Raw genomic sequence first — 20827 nt, 5'->3', positions numbered from 1 at the left:
GGACTCATCTTCTTTTACATTATGGAATCCAAACACCAGCGTGATTTACTTTAAATCCGTCAATCGTAATGTTAGTCGCCATTTTTCCGTTGTAATAGAAATAATACCAATTGTTGTTAATCAATTTCCAGCCAATCTGCATGGCCCCGCTCGTATTTAGGAAATACCACTGTTTATTCCATTTGGTCCATCCGGTTTGCATAACCCCGTTAGTAGTTAAGAAATACCACTGGTTATTCCACTTGATCCATCCGGTTTGCATAGTGCCGTCAGTAGTTAGGAAATACCACTGGTTATTCCACTTGATCCATCCGGTTTGCATCACACCGTCAGTATTTAGGAAATACCACTCGTTATTCCACTTCACCCATCCCGTTTGCATAGCACCGTCATCCTGTAAGAAATACCACTTATTATTTTCCTTCACCCAACCGGTTTGGCGAGCTCCGTCATCATTTAAGAAATACCAATTGTTAGACAATCCGTTATGCCAGGTAATCCATCCTGTTTGCATCACACCATCATCATTTAAAAAATACAATTGGTCATTGGATACAACCCACCCTGTGGCCATACTTCCGTTGTGATATGAATAATACCATTTTCCATTGAGATTGTACCAGCCTGTTTTCATAACACCTTCTGGATCAAAGAAATACCAGTTGGAATTAGCGCCTTTGTGCCATCCGGTTTTCACAGTACCATCATTGTTGTACAACAACAAATAACCGTTTTTCATCTTCCATCCCGTTTGTTTATCATCAGTGAAGCGTAATTTGTAAATGGATTGGCCATCTGCGTAAAGAAACGTATTGTCGTCAACGACAATGACCGATGTAGGAGCAATTTGTAATACGTCAGTATTCATTGCCTTCCCATTGGTTGGATCTAGTTTGCTAATCGTATGTGTTGTCGAAGCATACTGAGAGAAAATGGATTTTCCGTCGTAGTGAGCGTAACCATCTCGCTTCCAATTTAGCTGACCATTATTGATAGAGTACATGCGATTACGATATTCTTTCGTGAAGTAAGGGTTGCTAGTAGTATGAACATAAGCATCTCCGAAAGAATTTACACCTTTTATATATTGGAAAGAATCACTCTCGAGCATAGTAGAGAATTCCTGCCCTGTAGTTAAGTGTTTTTCTGTTAAGCTTACTTCTCCATGTACAATTTCAGTTAGGGTATATCGAACATCATTATACTGATACAGATCTTCTAGCTGCGCTGTCTCAATGGAATTAATGATTTGACCGCTCTTTGAAACAGTATAGGAGGTATCTTCGTATTTGAACTTTGTTGCATTAAATCGTAAGTGCTGATTCTCGTCGAAATAGAGTATTGGCTGCAATACATCCCCTTCAAACTTTGTATTCCAATTCTCCACACCGTCTTTCGTTAGGGAGTAAATGTAGCCTGAACCAAAGCCATGATAATCGCGAATAAAATTTACTGTGAAATAGACCGTTCGATCTGTATCGATAAGAGTCGTCACTGGTCCAAAATAGTCCGTTTTAAAAGTCCAGTCTGTAGTTCCTGTAGGGCTGATCTTTGCTAGATAAATGGGCTTATCGATAAGCCACTCTTCTTCTCCAACTGCGTAAGAAATATAAATATACCCATTTTCATCGATTACAGGCTTGCTCGAAAAAAAATGCGGATCGAAAAAATGATGATCTGCAAAGGTGTGAGTGCCTAATTGATTGCCCTCATGATTAAAGACATTCATTTTATAAAGTTTATAAGGATACTCTTTGTCTCTTATAAATTGATAGACAACCGTATCATTTGCGTACAACAATGATTCAGCGTTCGGGAAATCTGAGACGGTTTCATCTTCAAAAAACAAGGTTGTTTCATTTGCGTATGCCTCTTTTGTGTAGAAGGTAAAACATAAGACTAGTAACAGCAAACTAGAAAAGAAAGGTGCATATTTTTTCATTGCAATCTCCTTTTATACGATTTTTTTTGTAACTTACACTTTCTACTCTCCTTAAATTTGGTTATCCAGTCGAATTCTGGCTGTTGAATTCAGTATAACACAAAAAATCTGTATTTTGTAATATGAATGTAACATTTGTTTTGTAAATGACACAAATTCTATTCAATAGTAATGGATATGTCGTGATGAGTAATATATGACATGTTCTATTAAATTGAATCCTACTAAAAAGGGAAGATTATAATAGATAAATGCCGTGAAACTCGAGTATTTTCAGTTGAAGTGTCTGTTTTTTTATATAAAATTACAAATGGTATGTCGTTTACTGTTGTAATGTGAATGTTACACAACTGAAAAACAATGTAATGTTTACGCGTGGTATCCTTATAACAGTTAGAAACGGACGATCATCTATTACCGTTATAGGGGGATATCATGTCAACTAAAAAATATGCTGCTAAAACAATTGCGGCAGTCGGTTTATCTGCTGCACTTCTGTTCTCGCCATTTGCCAATATTGAAGCACAAGCTTCAGTTAACTCATCAAGCTTAGTTAATACATCTAAACAATATATTAGTACGCCATATGTATACGGAGGATCAACACCAAGCGGTTTTGACTGTTCGGGTTATACACAATATGTATTTAAAAAAGAAGGAGTTAGTATTCCGCGGACAACAAATGACCAATATGCGCGGGGGACAGCTGTTTCAAAAAGCAACCTTCAAACAGGCGACTTAGTGTTTTTCAAAACATTTGGTTCTAGACCGGTTTCTCACGTAGGCATTTACATTGGAAGCGGTAAGTTTATTCATGCATCTACATCTAAAGGGGTTATGATTAGTTCTGTAAATGATCCATACTATTGGGGATCTCGCTATGTAGGCGCGAAAAGAATTACGGATGTTTCAAGTGTCACTCAAACATCGAATTCTGTCACTGGATGGAAGAAAGAGAACGTGGGTTGGAAGTACTACCAAAACGGTGCAATGAAAAAAGGCTGGGCACAAGTAAACTCTAAATGGTACTACATGAACCAATCTGGCGTTATGCAAACTGGTTGGTTAAAATCAGCAGGCAAGTGGTACTTTATGAATCAGTCAGGTGATATGCGTACAGGCTGGAGTAAAGTGAATAGTAAATGGTATTTCCATAACGCATCTGGTGCTATGCTTACTGGTTGGGTGCAAACAGGTGGAAAATGGTATTACTTCTATTCAAATGGACAGATGGCTGCCAATACAACAATTGGAGGATATCAATTAAATAGTAGCGGAGCATGGATTCAGTAATTCCCTATGTATTTATGGATACCCATTTCAATGATATTAAAACCGAAATCTATTAGTAGATTTCGGTTTTTGTAATACTGTTGTTACACAAATGTAAAACACCGTCATGAAAAAGAATGGTATTGTTGATTTATATAAAAAAACGAAAGATTTTAGCATCGATTAGGGGGATATCATGCTTACTAATAAATATTTATCAAAAACAATTGTTGCCTTAGGTTTATCCGCTGCACTTCTCGTTTCACCACTTGCTAGTTTAGAAGCTTCAGCAAATAGTTCTTCTGCGAACATCGTCACTACCGCACAAAAATATATTGGAAAGCCGTATGTCTATGCAGGAACTTCACCACGTGGCTTTGATTGTTCTGGCTATGTCCAATATGTTTTTAAAGAAGAAGGAGTAAGTTTACCGCGTACGTCAAGTGATCAATACAGTCGAGGTACTGCTGTTTCTAAAAATAACCTTCAAGCAGGAGACTTAGTCTTTTTCAAGACATCTGGCACAAATGCGGTTTCACATGTTGGAATCTATATCGGGAGTGGGAAATTTATCCACGCTTCTACATCTAAAGGTGTAATGATTAGTGCGGTGAATGATCCTTATTATTGGGGCTCTCGCTACGTTGGTGCTAAACGAGTGATGGAAACGTCACAAGTTACGCAGACCTCAAACGCCACTACTGGGTGGGTACTATTTGGAAACGATTGGAGTTACCATAAAGACGGAAGCTTCCAAACGGGTTGGATCAATGTCAAGTCAAAATGGTATTATCTAAATCAATCAGGTATTATGCAAACAGGTTGGTTGCTTACGGGAAGTAAGTGGTACTACTTGAATGCGTCAGGTGAGATGCAAACAGGATGGAATAAAATTGGCGGTAAGTGGTACTTCCATGACGGTTCTGGTACTATGAAAACAGGCTGGGTAAAAACCGGTGGAAAGTGGTATTACCTTTACAACAATGGAGAAATGGCAGCTAATACGAAAATTGGTGCTTATCAATTAGATGCAAATGGCGCATGGATCCAATAACACTTAGTAAATAGAATAAAAGAAATACAAAAAAACAAACCGACAAGTAGGTTTGTTTTTTTTTTTTTTTTTTTTTTTTAGCATGATATACACAGACAGTTGAAGGGAAATGAAAAAACACTCTTTAGGAGAAGGTGCCTCCTAAAGAGTGTGCATGAAACTAGATTATTGAATCCAAGCTCCACTGCTGTTTAGTTTGTAGCCATCAATTGTTGTGCTTGCTGCCATGTGACCATCGCTATGCAAGTAGTACCACTTAGAGTTCACTTTCACCCAACCGGTCTTCATTGCGCCCGATGAGTCCATGTAGTACCATTTCCCATTGACTTTCACCCAGCCCGTTTGCATCGCACCTGTATGATTTAGGAAATACCATTGATTATACGATTTTACCCAACCCGTGCGCATTGCTCCGTTCGTGTTCAAGAAGTACCACTTATGACCGGACTTTTGCCATCCAGTTTGCATCGCGCCAGTTGAAGAAAATAGATACCAGTTATTTCGATCTTTCAACCAGCCCGTTTGCATTGCACCGGAACTATCATTGAAGAAATACCAAATTGGTCCAATTTTATTCCAGTTGGTTTGCATGACGCCATTCTTATTTAAATAGTACCATTTATTATGATCGAATGCCCAACCTGTTACGAGGAAGCCTTCATCATCCAAGAAATACCACTCGTTATCAATGTTAGCCCATCCAGTGACGATGTTTCCGTGAGCATCTACATAAAATGGTTTGCTATCTACTTTGTCGTTCCATCCTGGAGTGTGCGCATTAATGCGACCTTCCATTTCAGGAGCTACTGTTTCGAATTGCTGAATGTACTCGATGAACATTTCGTAATCGACATATCCAGGCTCACTCACGCGACCTTCTTCGTAAGCTTTGCCGAACATTGTATAGCCGTCTCCACCTTTAGCAGTAAACGTATTCGTTGCTACTTTGTAGAAAGTGTCAGCCTCAAGTAGTGTTTTGCCATTCTCGTCATCTGTTAGATACGCAGCTAACACTCTTGAACCGACAGGCGCTTTTGGATCGAAGTTAAAGGACAACCCAGAAACGTGAAGGAAACCACCGAACTCAGCAGGATATTCTTTTACGCTATGCTCAAGTGCAGCAATAATCTCTGAACCTTTTACGTTCATAATAGCAAGAGAGTTTCCGAATGGCATGACAGTCAGTACTTCACCAACCGTAATATCGCCTTCATCAATTCCTGCACGGATGCCTCCACCATTTTGTAGGGCAATCACTGTGTCACGATCAACGGTTTTTGCTTTTGCCAACATGCCGTCTGTAATTAAATTCCCTAAATTTGTTTCAGAAGCACGGACGCCTCCTTCATTACGCTTTCCGTTCAGGATTACTTCAGCGTGTACGCCTGTTGACTTATTCTTAGTTTCTTCGATTTTATCCGCATAAGGTTTCAATAACTCCGCAGCCGCAGGGTCTGCTTGGGCTTCACTTACTTTATGAAGAATACCGTTATGTGATGTGATGACGCCGTTCTCGTCAAATGTTAAATCTAATTGACCTAAAAATTTATTATATTCGCCAGCTTGTACAATGACTGTTGGAACATTATCATGTTCAATGATTCGTGGTTCAGTTAACGTTTTATGTGTATGACCACCGACGATAACGTCAATGCCTTTTACAGCTTCAGCTAATAATAGGTCATTGTCATAGTCTGCTGAATCATCGAAACCGATATGTGTGACAGCGATAATTTTATTAATGCCTTCTTGTTCAAAAGTTGAAACAGCTTCTTTTGCAGCATCGATGTAATTTGAAAAAGTTATTGCAACTGGACTTGAAATATCTTTTGTTTCTTCAGTAACTAAACCAAAAATACCAATCTTCTCACCTGCAATTTCTTTAATGATGCCGTTATAAATTTCACCATTATTATAGTTTGCAGTGTAGATAGTGTGTTGAAGACCGTCAAAAAGAGGATCTTTACTGAAGTCTGCATTCGTTCCTAGTAAGGGGAATTTCGCTCCAGAAACAAATTGTTGTAATGCTAGGTGGCCATCTTCGCTAGCACCTAAGTCGAATTCGTGATTGCCGAAAACCATTGCATCATATTCCATTAAATTCATGAATTCCAAATCAGCTTGTCCTTTAAATTCATTAAAGTACAACGTTCCTGAAAACACATCTCCCGCGTCAAGTAAGAGATTATTAGGTTTTGTGTTACGGATCTGCTTTACGAGTGTTACACGATTGGCCACTTTGTCTAAGTTAGCATGGGTATCATTTGTGTGCATGATTGTTAAAGAGTAGTCATTCACATTCGCTTCAGAGACGATAGGTGACTGTAAGCCCAGCATGCTAATCAACAAGACAGCTGATACAACAAACTTGAAACAAAACTTCTTCATTTTTTTCCTCCTTAAATCGTTGTGTAAATGACTGTGATTTGTTGTAAGCCTATTAGAATTTATAGGGCTTATTACAACGAGCATACAATCATTCCATATTATTCTAACACATATGTCGAAATTATGTGTAAAGTAATTGTAATGATTAATAGATTGAATTCATACTAGGACGGGTATCGTAAAAATTCGAACTGTGGTGATTTACGCTTCATGCAGACTCAATCATGATATAGTAGTAGATAGTGTGAAAAACATGTAACCATTATGAGAGATGATACGTCTATTTGATAACACAGAAAAAAGTGAGTTGATTGATAAAGTGGAAAAAAGAGCTGATAGGCTTTCTAAAATGATGTTTGAAAGAAAAAGAATGTTTGTTTCGGCATTGACGTTATTTGTTATTGGCGTGATGACGCTTGGTGTCTATCTATATTTTAAAGACACAAATGATAAGAAAGAGCTAATCGATTCTTTACCCTATTTTAATGAATTGGTGATCGAAGCGAATGATTTCATTACGGTGGATGAAGTGAGCAAGTATTTAGCTACCTATTCCAAAGATCCGCAAGCAGGTGAAGTAACAAGTGAAATAAAAGAAGATGAAGAAAGTGAAATAGAACTGCCAAAACGTGATTTAACGATGATGATTGCGAACGCGAAGTCGATTGTCTATACCATCTATACAGATCGTGAACAAGGTTCTGGTTTTTTGTTTAATGAGCTAGGCGACGTAGTGACCAATGCTCACGTAGTAAAAGATGCAACGTTAATTCGTTTGAAAAATAGTAGTGGTAAAGAATTTAATGGCCGCCTTATTGGGATCTCGGATAGTACGGATGTAGCGCTTATTCGAGTGGAAGAACTAAAAGGGAAACAACCGATGGAAATTGAAACGAAGAAAGCAGATATCGGTACAGAAATATTTGCATTAGGCAGCCCTGAAGATATCGCAAACACCTCAACTACAGGATATATTACAAAAATAGGGATTAGTTTTTTTGAAGAGTATAACTACACGGACTTGTATGAAATGAATGCTCGTATACGAAGAGGGTCAAGTGGAGGACCGCTAATAAGTGCGGAAACAGAAAAGATTCTAGGGATCAACTCGATTGTCTTAAATAGTGATCCTTCTATCGGATATGCAATTTCCATGACGTCTGTTTTAGACTTATTGCAAAAATGGTCGGCAGATCCGCTTCAACAAGAAAATTGGGAAGAAGAAATAGAAGAAGAGATTGAAGAGGCTCACTTAGATGAAAGTCTCATTAAAAGTTTTATTGTTGATTATTATGAGTTAATCCCTTACACATTAAATGATTCCAAGTTGACGTATTACACAAACTATATTTTACCAGATAGCCAAGCTATGAAAGTAGGGGCTGAGCTTGTTCAGAAACTTACAATGGAAAATCGTGTTTATGACTCTGTCAAAACAACACCGAAGCATGTTGAAGTGGATGAAAAAGCAGAAAAAGCAGTAATTGAAGCAGTGACTGAATTTACGTACCATGAGAAAAATGCAGAAGAGCCAAAAGTAGTGACATACCATGCTGTTTATACAATTATTATTGATCAGTTTGGAGACTATCAAATTACGAACATTGATGAAAAGGTAAGTGAATGAAGATAGAGGCTGGGACAAAACAGAAAAAATGCATGATGGAAGAATTGCCGTCATGCATTTTTTTCTGCTTTTACTATTCCTCTTTTCATATTCATGAGTGGAGCGCAGAGAAAAGGTCTATTTAGTGTTTTGTCCCATCCTCTTTTGCCGATAATAAGATGGAATGTCGTTGAATTGCGGAAAGCTCCAGCAATCGAAATTAACAAGGGTAGTATTGAAAAACTGTAGGCAAACACCGAAATGCTAGGTGTTTGCCTACAGTTTGTGGTCTACTATTAATCCATAGCGTAAAAACGTTTGTAGCTATCGAAATGCTTGCTCCAATAACTATTTGAAAGATGGGTGATTTGGACGCGGTCGCCTCCAGCGTGTAGGAACTTATTATCGCCGATGTAGATCCCTACATGAGAAATCCCTTTTCGATAAGTATCTTTAAAAAACACTAAATCTCCAACTGCTGGTGTTGAAACTTCGTAGGAACGTGCATCTAAACCGATCGTACTTGTTCTTGGGATCTTAACCCCTGCTTTGTTATAAACGTAATAAATGAAACCACTACAATCAAATCCGTTTACCGTTGAACCTCCCCATACATAAGGTGTTCCGAGTAAAGAAGTTGCGGTTGAAAGAATGGTGCCAACCGTGCCGGAAGCAGATGGTTTTTGTACGGGCGATGAAACAGGTGTCGTTTCTGGCTGGGTAGCTACGACATTGTTCTCAATCTTTAATACTTGCCCAACGCGTATTAAGCTTGACGTAAGGTTGTTCCAATTCATGAGTTGTGTAACTGAAATACCTTGCCTATAAGCGATCCCTGAAAGTGTATCCCCTCTAACGACTGTATACGTACCACTTGGTGAAGGTACAATTGGAGTTGTCGCAGTAGGTGGTACAGTTGGCTGTGTTGTAGGTGGTGTTGAGTTAGCGCTAGTTGACACTATTAACTTCTGTCCAGGGAAGATTAAGTGACCTGTAATGTGATTTAAAGCTTGCAAATTGTGTACAGTCGTATTGTGTAAACGGGCAATTTTACCTAAAGTGTCACCGCTTTGTACAACGTATTCTTTACTTGGTGTTACAGGATTTGCTGGTTTCTCTGGTTTCTCTGGTTTGGACGCGACTTCCGTCTCTTTGTTGTCAGCGTGAATGCGTATTTGTTGATTGGGATAAATCATGTCCGATGATAACGCGTTCAATTTTTTTAATTGTGAAATCGAAATATTATGGGCATGAGCAATTTTCCATAAGCTATCACCTGATTTTACGGTATATGTACTGGCTTCCGCATTTGAGATTCCAATAAGTAAACTGAATGCTCCAGTTGCTAGAGTAGTAGCAGCGATTTTCTTCATAGTCTCTCTCCTCGTATGTATTGCGTATAGTATTGTCGAATTGGCAAGTCGGACTAGTAATGTTCTCTAATACTAATAGTATCTAAGTTCAAGGGATAGTTCAATAAGATTATAATTACAAATATATTACAAGGGTCATACGTAATTCTAAAGTAATAAAAAACGGGGCGGATACGAGGTATCCGCCCACAAGGATTAGAGTTCTAGGTGTTCTTTTAACTCGTTTTGTATTTGTTCGAGTTCGTCTTCGTTCATCATATAGTACCAAATGCCATTCATTTTATTGCCATGGCCTTTTTCGAAAAAGAGTTGATCGACAGTGCCGATTGCGTCTTTGTAATTCTTTTGGACATCCATCATTTCATCAAAATCCATATTGGTCCGAACGTTTTTCCCAATGGCTTCAAAGATCGATTTATAATTAAGGAGGCTATTTAAAGAAGCGCCTTCTTGTAAAATGGCTTGAACCACAAGTTTTTGACGATCTTGTCGACCAAAATCACCTCTAGGATCTTCATACCGCATTCTAATGTACGTTAGTGCTTCTTCACCTGATAAGGAGATAACCCCTTTGTTGAACTTTTTATTACCAGATTGAAAGTCTAGTGGATTGTTAAGCTGAATACCACCTACTGCATCGACAATATCTTTGAAACTTTCCATGTTCACTTGAACGATATAGTCGATGGGTAAATCTAAAAGATGCTCGACTGAATCCATGGACATTTCAATTCCACCAAAAGCATAAGCATGATTGATCTTATCCGAAAACCCTTTGCCGATAATATCTGTATACGTGTCGCGTGGAATACTTAACATCTTTGTAGATTTCGTCGTTGGGTTGATGGTCAAGACAATCATCGTATCAGAACGGCCTTTGTCCCCTTCGCGTTCATCTACCCCTAAAATAAGCACTGAAAAAGGTTCTTGCTTCGTAAAAGAAACAGGTTCTTCTCTTTTCTCCGAAACGACACGGTCTATTGGTTCATGAATTTCGTCTATAGTTTTAGTGAAATTCGTATAGATACTAATACCGTAAATAAGTAGGCCAATTAGTCCGATTCCTAAGATGGATAAAACCCAAGGCCATTTTTTTCTTTTTTTAACGATCATGTTCTCCTCCAAAATTTTTGTTTGAAAATGTAAAAAAATATCGATAATTACATAGTAGCACCTTGAGAATGATTCGTCTATCTCAATCTATCTAGTTAATAACTAGATGTACATGAGCTTTTAAGAATAAGTTAGAAGAAAAATGAAATGTATTTTCAATGAAAGGAAGTTTCAATTTGAAAAAGGATACACAAATTACGAAAGTTGCATAATAAATTAATATTGTATTCTATACTTCACTGGGGATGAGAATAAAGACTCTTTAAATTGGAAATTCATTGGAATGCTTGTTTAATACAAAGAAATGAGGAAGATTTAACAAGAAGTTTTTATGAAAAAATAAATATTTGGATATGAATGAATACGCGGTGTTTGGGAAGTAACAAGAATTTCATATAGTTTTCCTTATAATCTACTGCTATAATAGTATTTAGTTGCAGAAAATGTAGAAAAAAAGCGGTAAATTTTTCTCATGAAGGACGTGAGTACTATAACGATTAAAAAAAGATTGACCATGTTGGTTTTTGTTGACTCTTTTATCGTCTTATTTTCCATTTATATTGGTTATTTCATGTTGTCACCGACACCTGCGCTCATTTATAGCAAGATGTTGTTTGTGAGTGCAATTACAATTCAACTGGCACATCATTTCTTTGCTTGGCGTTATGGCTTGTACCGTAAAGCGTGGACGTATGCATCAATTGGCGAACTTAAGTCTATTTTTAAAGCAGTAACGTTGACAATTATTGTTGTAGCACTCGTGCATCTTGCTATTAAACAAGATATCTATGTAAGAGCGCTAGCGATCACGTGGATGCTTCATATTTTGCTGATTGGTGGTTCCAGATTGTCTTGGCGGCTCTACCGGGATACGTTCTTACATAATGAAGATACGAGTGAGGCAAAACGTACAATGATTGTTGGTGCTGGACAAGCAGGAAGTGTCATCGTCCGTCAAATTTCCCAAAACCCCGATTGCGGCATGCGTCCGGTTTTGTTTATAGATGATGACGAAAAAAAACACGGCCTCGAATTGTTCGGAGTGAAAATCGCAGGGGATACAAAACATATACCCGAATTTGTGAAAGATAATCGCATTGAGAAAATTATTATCGCAATTCCTTCAATGGGCAAACAGGAAATGGCGGAACTGGTGAAGACTTGCGTCGCTACAGGGGCAAGAACGCAGACAATTCCTCGGATTGAAGACCTCATGACTGGGAAAGTATCTGTCTCGGATATCCAAGACGTTAAGATCGAAGACTTGCTCGGAAGAGAAGAAGTGAAATTGGACATGGAGGCCATTGCAAGCAAGCTGACCGACAAAACGATTTTGATCACCGGTGCAGGGGGATCAATCGGTTCAGAAATTTGTCGGCAAGTGAATCGGTTTACACCGAAAAAGATCATTTTGCTTGGTCATGGCGAAAATTCCATCTACTTAATAGAACGTGAACTGCATGAAAAAGTTGCATCGACTACAGAAATTGTGCCGGTCATCGCAGATGTCAAAGACCGCCAACGTATTTTTGACATCGTGTCAGAGCATAGCCCGGATGTCATTTATCATGCGGCGGCACATAAACACGTCCCGCTTATGGAAGCGAACCCGATGGAAGCAGTGAAGAACAATATCTTCGGCACAAAAAACGTCGCAGAAGCAGCGCGCATGTTCGGCGTCCCGTATTTCGTTCTCGTTTCCACCGACAAAGCAGTCAACCCGCCGAACGTCATGGGCGCAACAAAGCGTTTTGCTGAGATGATTGTTCAAAATCTTGCGAAGAAAAGCGATACGAAGTTTGCAGCTGTACGGTTTGGAAATGTCCTTGGATCGCGCGGCAGTGTCGTTCCATTGTTCAAAAAACAAATCGCAGCGGGCGGCCCCGTGACCGTAACTGATCCAAAAATGACCCGTTATTTCATGACAATTCCTGAAGCAAGCAGACTCGTCATCCAAGCGGGTACATTAGCAAACGGCGGCGAAGTATTCGTCCTCGATATGGGTGAGCCAGTGAAGATTGTTGATTTGGCGAAGAACCTTATTCGTCTATCAGGCTACTGTGAGAATGAGATAAAGATCGAATACAGCGGAATCCGTCCTGGTGAGAAACTGTTTGAAGAGCTTCTGAACGAAAGCGAGAGGCAAAGTGACTATGTGTTTCCGAAGATTTACGTCGGCAAAGCGACGCCGATTACAGAAACCGAGCAGCAGTATGTGTTGGACAAGCTGTTGGATATGGGGACAGAGGAGTTAAGGGATACGTTGGTCGGGTTGGCGAATCGGAAGGTTGTTGAGCCACCTTTGAAACTGACGGTGTAATAGGTAGATTAATACTAGTATAAGCTAAGGGATTTCCGCTGCAGGTGGACGCTTTCCTGGGGGCGTGCGGTGAGCCTCCTCGTCAGCGACGCTACGCTTTCGCTTCCTGTGGGGTCTCACCTGTCACGCTAATCCCCAAGGAGTCGCCGCCTTGCGCTCCAATCCGAAGTATAAAAAGCGCAGTAATACTTTAACACTCTCAGACTTAAAGAGTGAATAAGGATAATTTCTTTAGAAGTTTTTTGAACACAAAATGATGGAAGAAAGTTTTTTATAAAGAGGTTTCATTTGAAAAGGGTGGCATGCGGGACATCATCGGGGCAGGAACGAACCGATACAGTTAGAAAAGTTGCGTATGGTTTATCCCGATACATATTCGAATAACGAAAAGATAGAGCGGAGCAAATTGTAGACATTATGGAAAGTTTCTGGAGTGCTCGCCCCGTAATATCAGTTGATTTGCAAGCCTTTCCGCTGGAGATTATGCAGTTGGAAGATGGATGGACAATCGTATTGGTTAACAGTCAAGGGTTGAATTGTCAATGTAAGTCGCTTTGAGTTGTTTTAGAATGCAGTTTTTATGGGTTTGTATCCGCCCGTCCAGCACAGCCAAAATGTAAATTATATTTTGCTATTACAGGCGAGACATCATATATATCAAATTCGAAACTTGCACGTTAACAAGAAATTTGTCTTGCTTGGTTTATTGGCGTAAGCAGGTATAAGTGATAACTATACAAGTACGGAAAGCAATTATTCCAGCAGCAGGTTTAGGAACACATTTTTCACCTGCCACAAAAGCGATGCCAAAAGAAATGTTACCGATTGTCGATAAACCGACAATCCAATACATCGTCGAAGAAGCAATCGCTTCAGGAATTGAAGATAATATTATCGTTACTGGAAAAGGAAAACGAGCAATCGAGGATCATTTCGATAATAACTTTGAGCTTGAAGATAATTTAGCACAAAAAGAGAAATACGACATTTTAGAGAAAGTTCGTCAATCATCGGATGTCGACATTCATAATATTCGTCAGAAAGAACCTAAAAGCCTCGGCCATGCGATATGGTGTGCGCGTAAATTCATTGGCAACGAACCGTTTTCAGTGTTGCTCGGGGATGACATTGTGCAAAGTGAAACACCAGGATTAAAGCAATTGATTAATACAATGAAACGCATGCTTCAGTAATCGGTGTACAGACTGTGCCTGATGATGAAACGAATCGGTACGGGATCGTTGAGCCATCCAGTCAAACAGGTCGCCGTTATGCGGTTGAGAACTTTGTCGAGAAGCCTGCGGTTGGAACAGCGCCTTCTAATCTTGCGATTATGGGTCGGTATGTGTTGACTCCTGAAATTTTCATGTGTTTGGAAAAGCAGGAGAAGGGTGCAGGCGGAGAGATTCAGTTGACGGATGCGATCCAGCAGTTGAATAAGATTCAGCGTGTGTTTGCTTATGATTTTGAAGGTAAGCGGTATGATGTTGGAGAGAAGTTAGGGTTTATTACGCCGACGATTGAGTATACGTTGCAGAATGAGGGGTTACGTGAGCAGTTGTTGGATTATATGAGAGGGAAAGTTGTTGAGGTTGAGCTAGGAAGTGAGTGATTAAGTGAGTGAGGGGCTGACCTTCGGTCTTTGTTGTTGGTTGGCTGAGTTTTTTTAGGGCGAACCTTTGGTTCTTTTTTGTGGGGATCAGCCCTTCGGTCTATTGTTTGTAGGTGATGTCTTCTGACCTTTATTAATGAAGGCACTCGGCTGTGCTGTGGGTGATGTGTATGCGCCACCTTAGATGCGTTTTGTCATCAAGAGTATGGTGTGAGGTAGGGTTAAATGCCCTGTTTTTTTGTTTTGTTTGCGATGTATAAAGAATCATCTATAGAAATAAAGTGTTGTTTATTTACCTAAAGGAGGCGAAGATGCATGTGAATGGTTAGAAAATTGTTTCTTTGTAGTAAAGGGATTACCCTAGTGGAATTACTAGCAGTCATTGTGATTCTTGGGATATTGGCTAGTATAGCGATTCCTATGTATGTAAACAGAGTTGTTAAAGTGAATAAAGAAGTTTGTGTTGCCAACGGAATAGAAGTTGATCAGTTTAATACGATGTTATTTATAGAAGATAAAAATTTTAGTGGTTTAGTAGTTGGTTGGAAGTAGATCTTCTAATTAAGTCCTAATCTACTGAAAATGTATTAAAAAAAGACATAAAATAAAACATAAGCGAGGTAAATGAAATGTCATATTTAGTTGTTATTGCACATCCAGATGACGAAGTTTTAGGAGCAGGTGCTACTATGCATAAATTAACACAGAAAGGCCATTCCGTAAATGTCTGCATCCTTTCAGGTGATGTGAATGCTAGAAAATTCAGACCAAGCACGGAAGAGTTAAATGAAGATGTAAATAATTCTATGAATATTCTAGGCGTTGATAGAGTCATTACAGGAGAATTTCCAAACATTGAGTTTAACATGGTCCCACATTTAAGACTTGTACAATTTATCGAAAAGGCAATTATTGAAACAGGAGCGGATGTGATTTTTACACACCATCCAGCGGATTTAAATAATGATCACCTTCATACTTCTCTGGCTTGCCAAGCAGCATCGAGGCTGTTCCAACGCAGAAGTGATGTTAAACCTTTAAAAGAACTCCTCTTCATGGAAGTCCCATCATCTACGGAATGGGGACTAAACAAAACAATGAATCAATTTTCACCAAACACTTTTATTGAAGTTGGTGAAGAGAGTGTTGATAAAAAGATAGAAGCTCTAGCGAAGTATCGTGGAGTAATGAGAGATTACCCTCATCCTAGAAGTAATGAGGCAATCAAAGGATTAGCAGCCTACCGTGGTGGCCAAGCTGGAATGGTTTATGCTGAAGCCTTTGAAAGTGTATTTAGACGTGGATTCTAGATTAAGAGAGGATGAGATAAGTTGACGAAAAAAATAGCTTTTGCTACTTGTGTACAATTAGGTCTAAGCTGTATTGAAGAAATATATCGCATTGGTGGGAGTCTTGATTTACTCATCACTCTTAAAGATGAAAAAGCGAAGAATAAGTCTGGAAGAATTTTTTTGGATGAGATTGTAAACGAACATAATGCACCCCTATTGAAGATTGATAACATCAACGATCAGAAGGTTCTTAGTACTTTAAAAGAACAGCAAATTGATTGGTTGTTTATTATTGGTTGGTCCCAAATTGCAAAGAAAGATGTTCTTGAAGCACCTACGTATGGTTGTATAGGTATGCATCCTACATTATTACCAGTCGGTAGAGGAAGAGCAGCAATACCGTGGGCAATCATTAAAGGGTTAAAAGAAACTGGTGTAACTATGTTTAAGTTGGATGAAGGTGTTGATACAGGAGATATTATCGGTCAGGGCGTTATTCAACTAGATCAGAATACATCAGCAACTGAGCTTTATCAAAAAGTGGACGATATGCACATTACTCTTATTGCAAAGTATTGGGATGATATCGTAAATAACAACATTACACTTACAAAGCAAAATGACGCGGAAGCTACTGAATGGCCAGGGAGAAAGCCAGAAGATGGTGAGATATTAAGTAGTATGACCATGGATGAAGTTGATAAATTGGTAAGAGCTGTTACACATCCGTATCCAGGAGCTTTCTATAAAGATAGAGATAAAACAATGACAATATGGTCAGCTAAAACAGATGAAAACGATGGCGGAATAAAACTAAGTGATGGGTATTTAATTCCTATTGAATATGAGATTGAGGGGTAGTCATGGTAGAAAAGAAGTTTCAAAAAACTACTAAACGCTTTTTTGATGTAGTTGTTTCTTTATCAGTACTTATATTATTACTTCCTTTGTGGGTGGTAGTTGCCATTTTAATTAAAGCTACTTCAGAAGGCCCGATATTCTTCTTACAAGAAAGACCAGGGTATCATAGGAAAATATTTAAGGTTTATAAATTTCGAACTATGCAACCTGGTTCGGAGCAAATGACTAAAGGCAAAGAAGTAATGAAGGATGATGATAGAATTACTTCTATTGGAAAATATTTAAGGAGAAGTAAAATAGATGAAATACCTCAAGTGCTAAATGTTTTAAAAGGTGAAATGAGTCTTGTAGGACCAAGGCCAGAGCGTGTGGCGTCTCTTAAGGATTATACAGATGAAATTTCGAAAAGATTAAATATTAAACCAGGGTTGACTGGATTAGCACAGGTTAGCGGTAATATTTATCTTTCATTGCAAGATAGGTATAAGTTTGATGTTTACTATGTAGATCATTATAGTTTGGGGCTTGATTTTAAAATCATAATCAGGACTTTTGGTGTAGTTCTTTTCGGGGAGGAAAAATATGTTGATAGATGTTTAGTAAATGTCAATAGAGGAACTGCTGAAGTAGCTGCTACTAAAGAGGAGACTGCAGGAAAATGAAAATACTAGTTGTGTGTCAATACTATTACCCTGAACCATTCAGGATAACTGATATATGCGAAATGCTAGTTAAAAGAGGGCATGAAGTCACTGTAGTAACAGGTCTTCCTAACTATCCAGAAGGTAAAGTACTAGAAGAGTATCGTAATGAGAATAAAAAAAATGAAATTAAAAATGGTGTGAAAGTGATTAGAACCTACGAGATTGGAAGGGGTAATAGTAAACTTAGGTTATTCCTCAATTATCTAAGTTTCACTCTATCTGCATCTTTGAAGACTTTTAATTTAAGAGATAAATATGATGTAGTTTTTGTTAATCAGCTTTCACCTGTTATGATGGCAATACCAGCAATCATATATAAAAAGAAATATAAAAAAAAGTTATTGTTATATTGTCTAGATCTCTGGCCAGAAAGCTTAACAGTTGGTGGAATAAAAAAAGGCTCTCTTATTTTTAATTTGTTCTTAATTATTTCAAAAAGAATATATAAGTCAGCAGATAAAATTGTGGTTACATCAAGTATGTTTAAAAAGTATTTTAAAGATACATTTGATTTTCAAACCGATAGTATAGGCCATATTCCTCAATATGCTGAAGATTTATTTTTACTTAATAAAGATGGAAGAGTAATTGAGAGTAATAAGAGTGACATTTACAATTTTGTTTTTGCTGGTAACATTGGTGAATTTCAGTCAGTAGAAACTATAGTACAAGCAGCAAATGAATTGAAGAATCACAAAAATATTCGCTTTCATATTGTTGGTGATGGTTCTAACTTAGATAGATGTAAAGAATTAGCAAGTAAATATATGCTTGATAATTTAGTTTACTATGGAAGAAGACCTCTTGAAGATATGCCTAGCTTTTATGAAATGGCAGATGCTATGTTAATTACACTTATTAATAATAAAAATGTTTCCTATACACTCCCGGGAAAGGTTCAATCGTATATGGCTGCAGGTAAACCTATTATTGGAGCAATAGATGGTGAAACTAGTATTGTAATAAAAGATGCAGATTGTGGGCTTTGTTGTGCGGCTGGTAAATATATAGATTTTGCAAAACTAATTTTGGAATTTGTCAATAGTGATAGAAAGAAACAAATGGGTGTTAATGCACAAAACTATTATATCCAGAATTATAATAAAAATATATTCATAGAACGCCTGGAGAATGAGTTAAATAATTTGGAGGTCTATTAAGTGTTTAAAAATAAAACTCTACTAATAACTGGAGGGACAGGTTCCTTCGGTAATGCTGTTATGAAAAGATTTTTAGATGCAGATATAAAAGAAATAAGGATATTTTCTCGAGATGAGAAAAAACAAGATGATATGAGAAAGCATTATAAAAATGAAAAGCTTAAGTTCTATATAGGCGATGTAAGAGATTTGGCAAGTGTTAAGAATGCTATGCATGGTGTAGATTATATTTTCCATGCAGCTGCATTAAAGCAAGTTCCTTCTTGTGAGTTCTTTCCTCTGGAAGCTGTTAAGACTAACGTAATTGGAACTGAAAACGTGCTTAATGCTGCTATTGAAAGTGGTGTTAAGAAAGTTATATGCCTCTCTACTGATAAAGCTGCGTATCCTATAAATGCAATGGGGATTTCTAAAGCAATGATGGAAAAGGTATTTGTAGCTAAAGCAAAAACGGTTGATCCAGAGAGGACATTAATTTGTGGGACACGTTATGGCAATGTAATGGCTTCAAGAGGTTCAGTAATTCCATTATTTATTGAACAGATTAAAAGTGGACAACCTTTAACAGTTACTGATCCTAATATGACAAGATTCCTCATGAGTTTGGAGGAGGCTGTAGAACTCGTAGTATTTGCTTTTGAAAATGCTGAAGCAGGCGATATTATGGTGCAAAAATCACCAGCTTCAACTATTGGAGATTTAGCACAGGCACTTAAAGAATTATTTAATGTTGAAAATGAAATAAAAGTCATAGGTACTCGCCATGGTGAAAAGTTATACGAAACTTTGCTTACAAGAGAAGAGCATGTAGTTGCAAAAGATTTAGGTGGATTTTATAGAGTTCCTGCAGATAAGAGAGACCTTAATTATGGTAAGTATTTTGAAGAAGGAAATCAAAAATTATCTTCTGAAGATGAATACAATTCTCATAACACGGAGCGATTAAGAATCGAGGCGATTAAAGATAAACTCTTAATGCTTGATTATGTTCATGAAGAATTGAAAGGTTGGAATAAATGATGAAGATATTAGTAACTGGATCAAAAGGTTTTATTGGTAAAAATCTTATAGTAGAGTTAAGAAACCGAAATTATACAGATATATATGAATATAGTAGGGAAACAGAAGCAGCTTTACTTGATGAGTATTGTAAAGATGCGGATTTTGTATTTCATCTTGCAGGAGTAAATCGCCCTAAGAACCAATCTGAATTCATGGATGGAAACTATGGTTTTACATCTACATTATTAGAAACTCTCAATAAGTATCAAAACAACTGCCCAGTAATGATTTCATCTTCTATTCAAGCCGAGTTAGGCAACCCTTATGGTATAAGTAAAAGAGCAGGTGAAAATTTACTATTTCAATACGGTATTCAAGCCGGTGCAAAGGTACTAGTATATCGTTTTCCTAATGTATTTGGGAAATGGTGTAAACCTAATTACAATAGTGCAGTTGCTACTTTTTGCCATAATATCGCTAATGACCTACCAATTAATGTGAACGATCCAAACGTTAAGATGAACTTAGTTTATATTGATGATGTTGTTGAAGAGCTTATTAATGCTTTAAGCTGTAATGAAAATGTAATAGGTGATTTTTGTGAGGTACCAGTAGTTCACACTATTACACTAGGTGAAATTGTTGATTTGATTTATTCTTTTAAACAAAGTAGGGAAAAACAATTAGTTCCTGATATGTCTAATTCATTTACTAAAAAATTATATAGTACGTACTTGAGCTATTTGCCAAAAGATAAGTTTTGTTATGAACTCAAAATGAATGTAGATGATAGAGGTTCATTCACAGAGTTCATTAAGACACCAGAAAGAGGTCAAGTGTCGGTTAACATTTCTAAGCCAAGCATTACAAAGGGTAACCATTGGCATCATACAAAAAACGAAAAGTTTTTAGTTGTTAGCGGGCATGGAGTTATTCGCTTTAGAAAAATTGATTCTAATGAAGTTATTGAATATTATGTCAGTGGGGAAAAGATGGAAGTAGTTGATATACCAACTGGATATACACACAACATTGAGAATCTCGGTGATACAGATATGGTCACTATTATGTGGGCGAATGAGTTATTTGATCCAGAGAAACCCGACACTTATTACCTGGAGGTTTAAC

15 protein-coding genes and 1 pseudogene are annotated in these 20827 nt (G+C 37.7%); 12 read left to right on the top strand and 4 right to left on the bottom strand.

Annotated elements, in window-relative coordinates:
- Positions 1 to 19: 19 nt before the first annotated feature.
- Positions 20 to 1942, bottom strand: coding sequence for a hypothetical protein (locus QT711_RS12625; protein WP_317944768.1), 1923 nt, complete (start codon positions 1940 to 1942; stop codon positions 20 to 22).
- 435 nt (positions 1943 to 2377) lie between these two features.
- Here QT711_RS12625 and QT711_RS12620 point away from each other — a divergent pair, with 435 nt between their 5' ends.
- Positions 2378 to 3235, top strand: coding sequence for a C40 family peptidase (locus QT711_RS12620; RefSeq protein ID WP_317944766.1), 858 nt, complete (start codon positions 2378 to 2380; stop codon positions 3233 to 3235).
- 175 nt (positions 3236 to 3410) lie between these two features.
- Positions 3411 to 4268: a C40 family peptidase gene (locus tag QT711_RS12615; RefSeq protein WP_317944764.1), complete on the top strand. Its 858-nt coding sequence runs from the start codon at positions 3411 to 3413 to the stop codon at positions 4266 to 4268.
- A 165-nt stretch (positions 4269 to 4433) separates the two neighbouring features.
- On the opposite strand, the gene QT711_RS12610 is transcribed toward QT711_RS12615, so the two are convergent.
- Positions 4434 to 6656 (bottom strand): 5'-nucleotidase C-terminal domain-containing protein, encoded by a 2223-nt coding sequence (locus tag QT711_RS12610; protein WP_317944762.1) that lies wholly within the window; start codon positions 6654 to 6656, stop codon positions 4434 to 4436.
- A gap of 271 nt (positions 6657 to 6927) precedes the next feature.
- On the opposite strand from QT711_RS12610, the gene QT711_RS12605 reads away from it, so the two are divergent.
- Complete coding sequence (locus QT711_RS12605) at positions 6928 to 8283, top strand: S1C family serine protease (protein ID WP_317944760.1); 1356 nt, start codon at positions 6928 to 6930, stop codon at positions 8281 to 8283.
- 275 nt (positions 8284 to 8558) lie between these two features.
- Here the strand turns inward: QT711_RS12605 and QT711_RS12600 are convergent, their stop codons facing one another.
- Together QT711_RS12600 and QT711_RS12595 are read right to left on the bottom strand one after the other, a co-directional pair.
- Positions 8559 to 9635 (bottom strand): C40 family peptidase, encoded by a 1077-nt coding sequence (locus QT711_RS12600; protein ID WP_317944758.1) that lies wholly within the window; start codon positions 9633 to 9635, stop codon positions 8559 to 8561.
- 195 nt (positions 9636 to 9830) lie between these two features.
- Entirely contained in the window at positions 9831 to 10748 is a 918-nt protein-coding gene (locus tag QT711_RS12595) for an LCP family glycopolymer transferase (protein WP_317944757.1), read from the bottom strand.
- 490 nt (positions 10749 to 11238) lie between these two features.
- On the opposite strand from QT711_RS12595, the gene QT711_RS12590 reads away from it, so the two are divergent.
- The 9 genes and pseudogenes from QT711_RS12590 to QT711_RS12550 all read left to right on the top strand — a co-directional run bounded on the left by QT711_RS12590 (position 11239) and on the right by QT711_RS12550 (position 20826).
- On the top strand, positions 11239 to 13068 hold the full coding sequence (locus QT711_RS12590) for a polysaccharide biosynthesis protein (protein ID WP_317944890.1): 1830 nt from the start codon (positions 11239 to 11241) through the stop codon (positions 13066 to 13068).
- 734 nt (positions 13069 to 13802) lie between these two features.
- Positions 13803 to 14680: pseudogene (galU, locus tag QT711_RS12585) on the top strand (UTP--glucose-1-phosphate uridylyltransferase GalU).
- 321 nt (positions 14681 to 15001) lie between these two features.
- The gene (locus QT711_RS12580) at positions 15002 to 15232 is read left to right on the top strand and encodes a type IV pilin protein (RefSeq protein WP_317944756.1); all 231 of its coding nucleotides are present in this window, start codon (positions 15002 to 15004) and stop codon (positions 15230 to 15232) included.
- A gap of 77 nt (positions 15233 to 15309) precedes the next feature.
- Positions 15310 to 15990, top strand: a complete 681-nt coding sequence (locus QT711_RS12575; protein WP_317944755.1) for a PIG-L deacetylase family protein — start codon at positions 15310 to 15312, stop codon at positions 15988 to 15990.
- Positions 15991 to 16011: 21 nt separating this feature from the next.
- The gene (locus tag QT711_RS12570) at positions 16012 to 16833 is read left to right on the top strand and encodes a formyltransferase family protein (RefSeq protein ID WP_317944753.1); all 822 of its coding nucleotides are present in this window, start codon (positions 16012 to 16014) and stop codon (positions 16831 to 16833) included.
- A gap of 2 nt (positions 16834 to 16835) precedes the next feature.
- The gene (locus QT711_RS12565; RefSeq protein WP_317944752.1) at positions 16836 to 17495 is read left to right on the top strand and encodes a sugar transferase; all 660 of its coding nucleotides are present in this window, start codon (positions 16836 to 16838) and stop codon (positions 17493 to 17495) included.
- The gene (locus QT711_RS12560) at positions 17492 to 18697 is read left to right on the top strand and encodes a glycosyltransferase family 4 protein (protein ID WP_317944750.1); all 1206 of its coding nucleotides are present in this window, start codon (positions 17492 to 17494) and stop codon (positions 18695 to 18697) included. The genes QT711_RS12565 and QT711_RS12560 overlap by 4 nt, the downstream gene beginning before the upstream one ends.
- Positions 18698 to 19717: a nucleoside-diphosphate sugar epimerase/dehydratase gene (locus QT711_RS12555; RefSeq protein ID WP_317944748.1), complete on the top strand. Its 1020-nt coding sequence runs from the start codon at positions 18698 to 18700 to the stop codon at positions 19715 to 19717.
- Positions 19717 to 20826 (top strand): capsular polysaccharide biosynthesis protein CapF, encoded by a 1110-nt coding sequence (locus tag QT711_RS12550; RefSeq protein WP_317944746.1) that lies wholly within the window; start codon positions 19717 to 19719, stop codon positions 20824 to 20826. The genes QT711_RS12555 and QT711_RS12550 overlap by 1 nt, the downstream gene beginning before the upstream one ends.
- The last annotated feature ends 1 nt before the right edge of the window (position 20827 follow it).

This window comes from Sporosarcina saromensis (genome assembly GCF_033253735.1).
Classification (GTDB): Bacteria; Bacillota; Bacilli; order Bacillales_A; family Planococcaceae; genus Sporosarcina; species Sporosarcina saromensis.
Note: the sequence above shows the minus strand (reverse complement) of the source record. Positions and strands in the feature narration are given on the sequence as shown.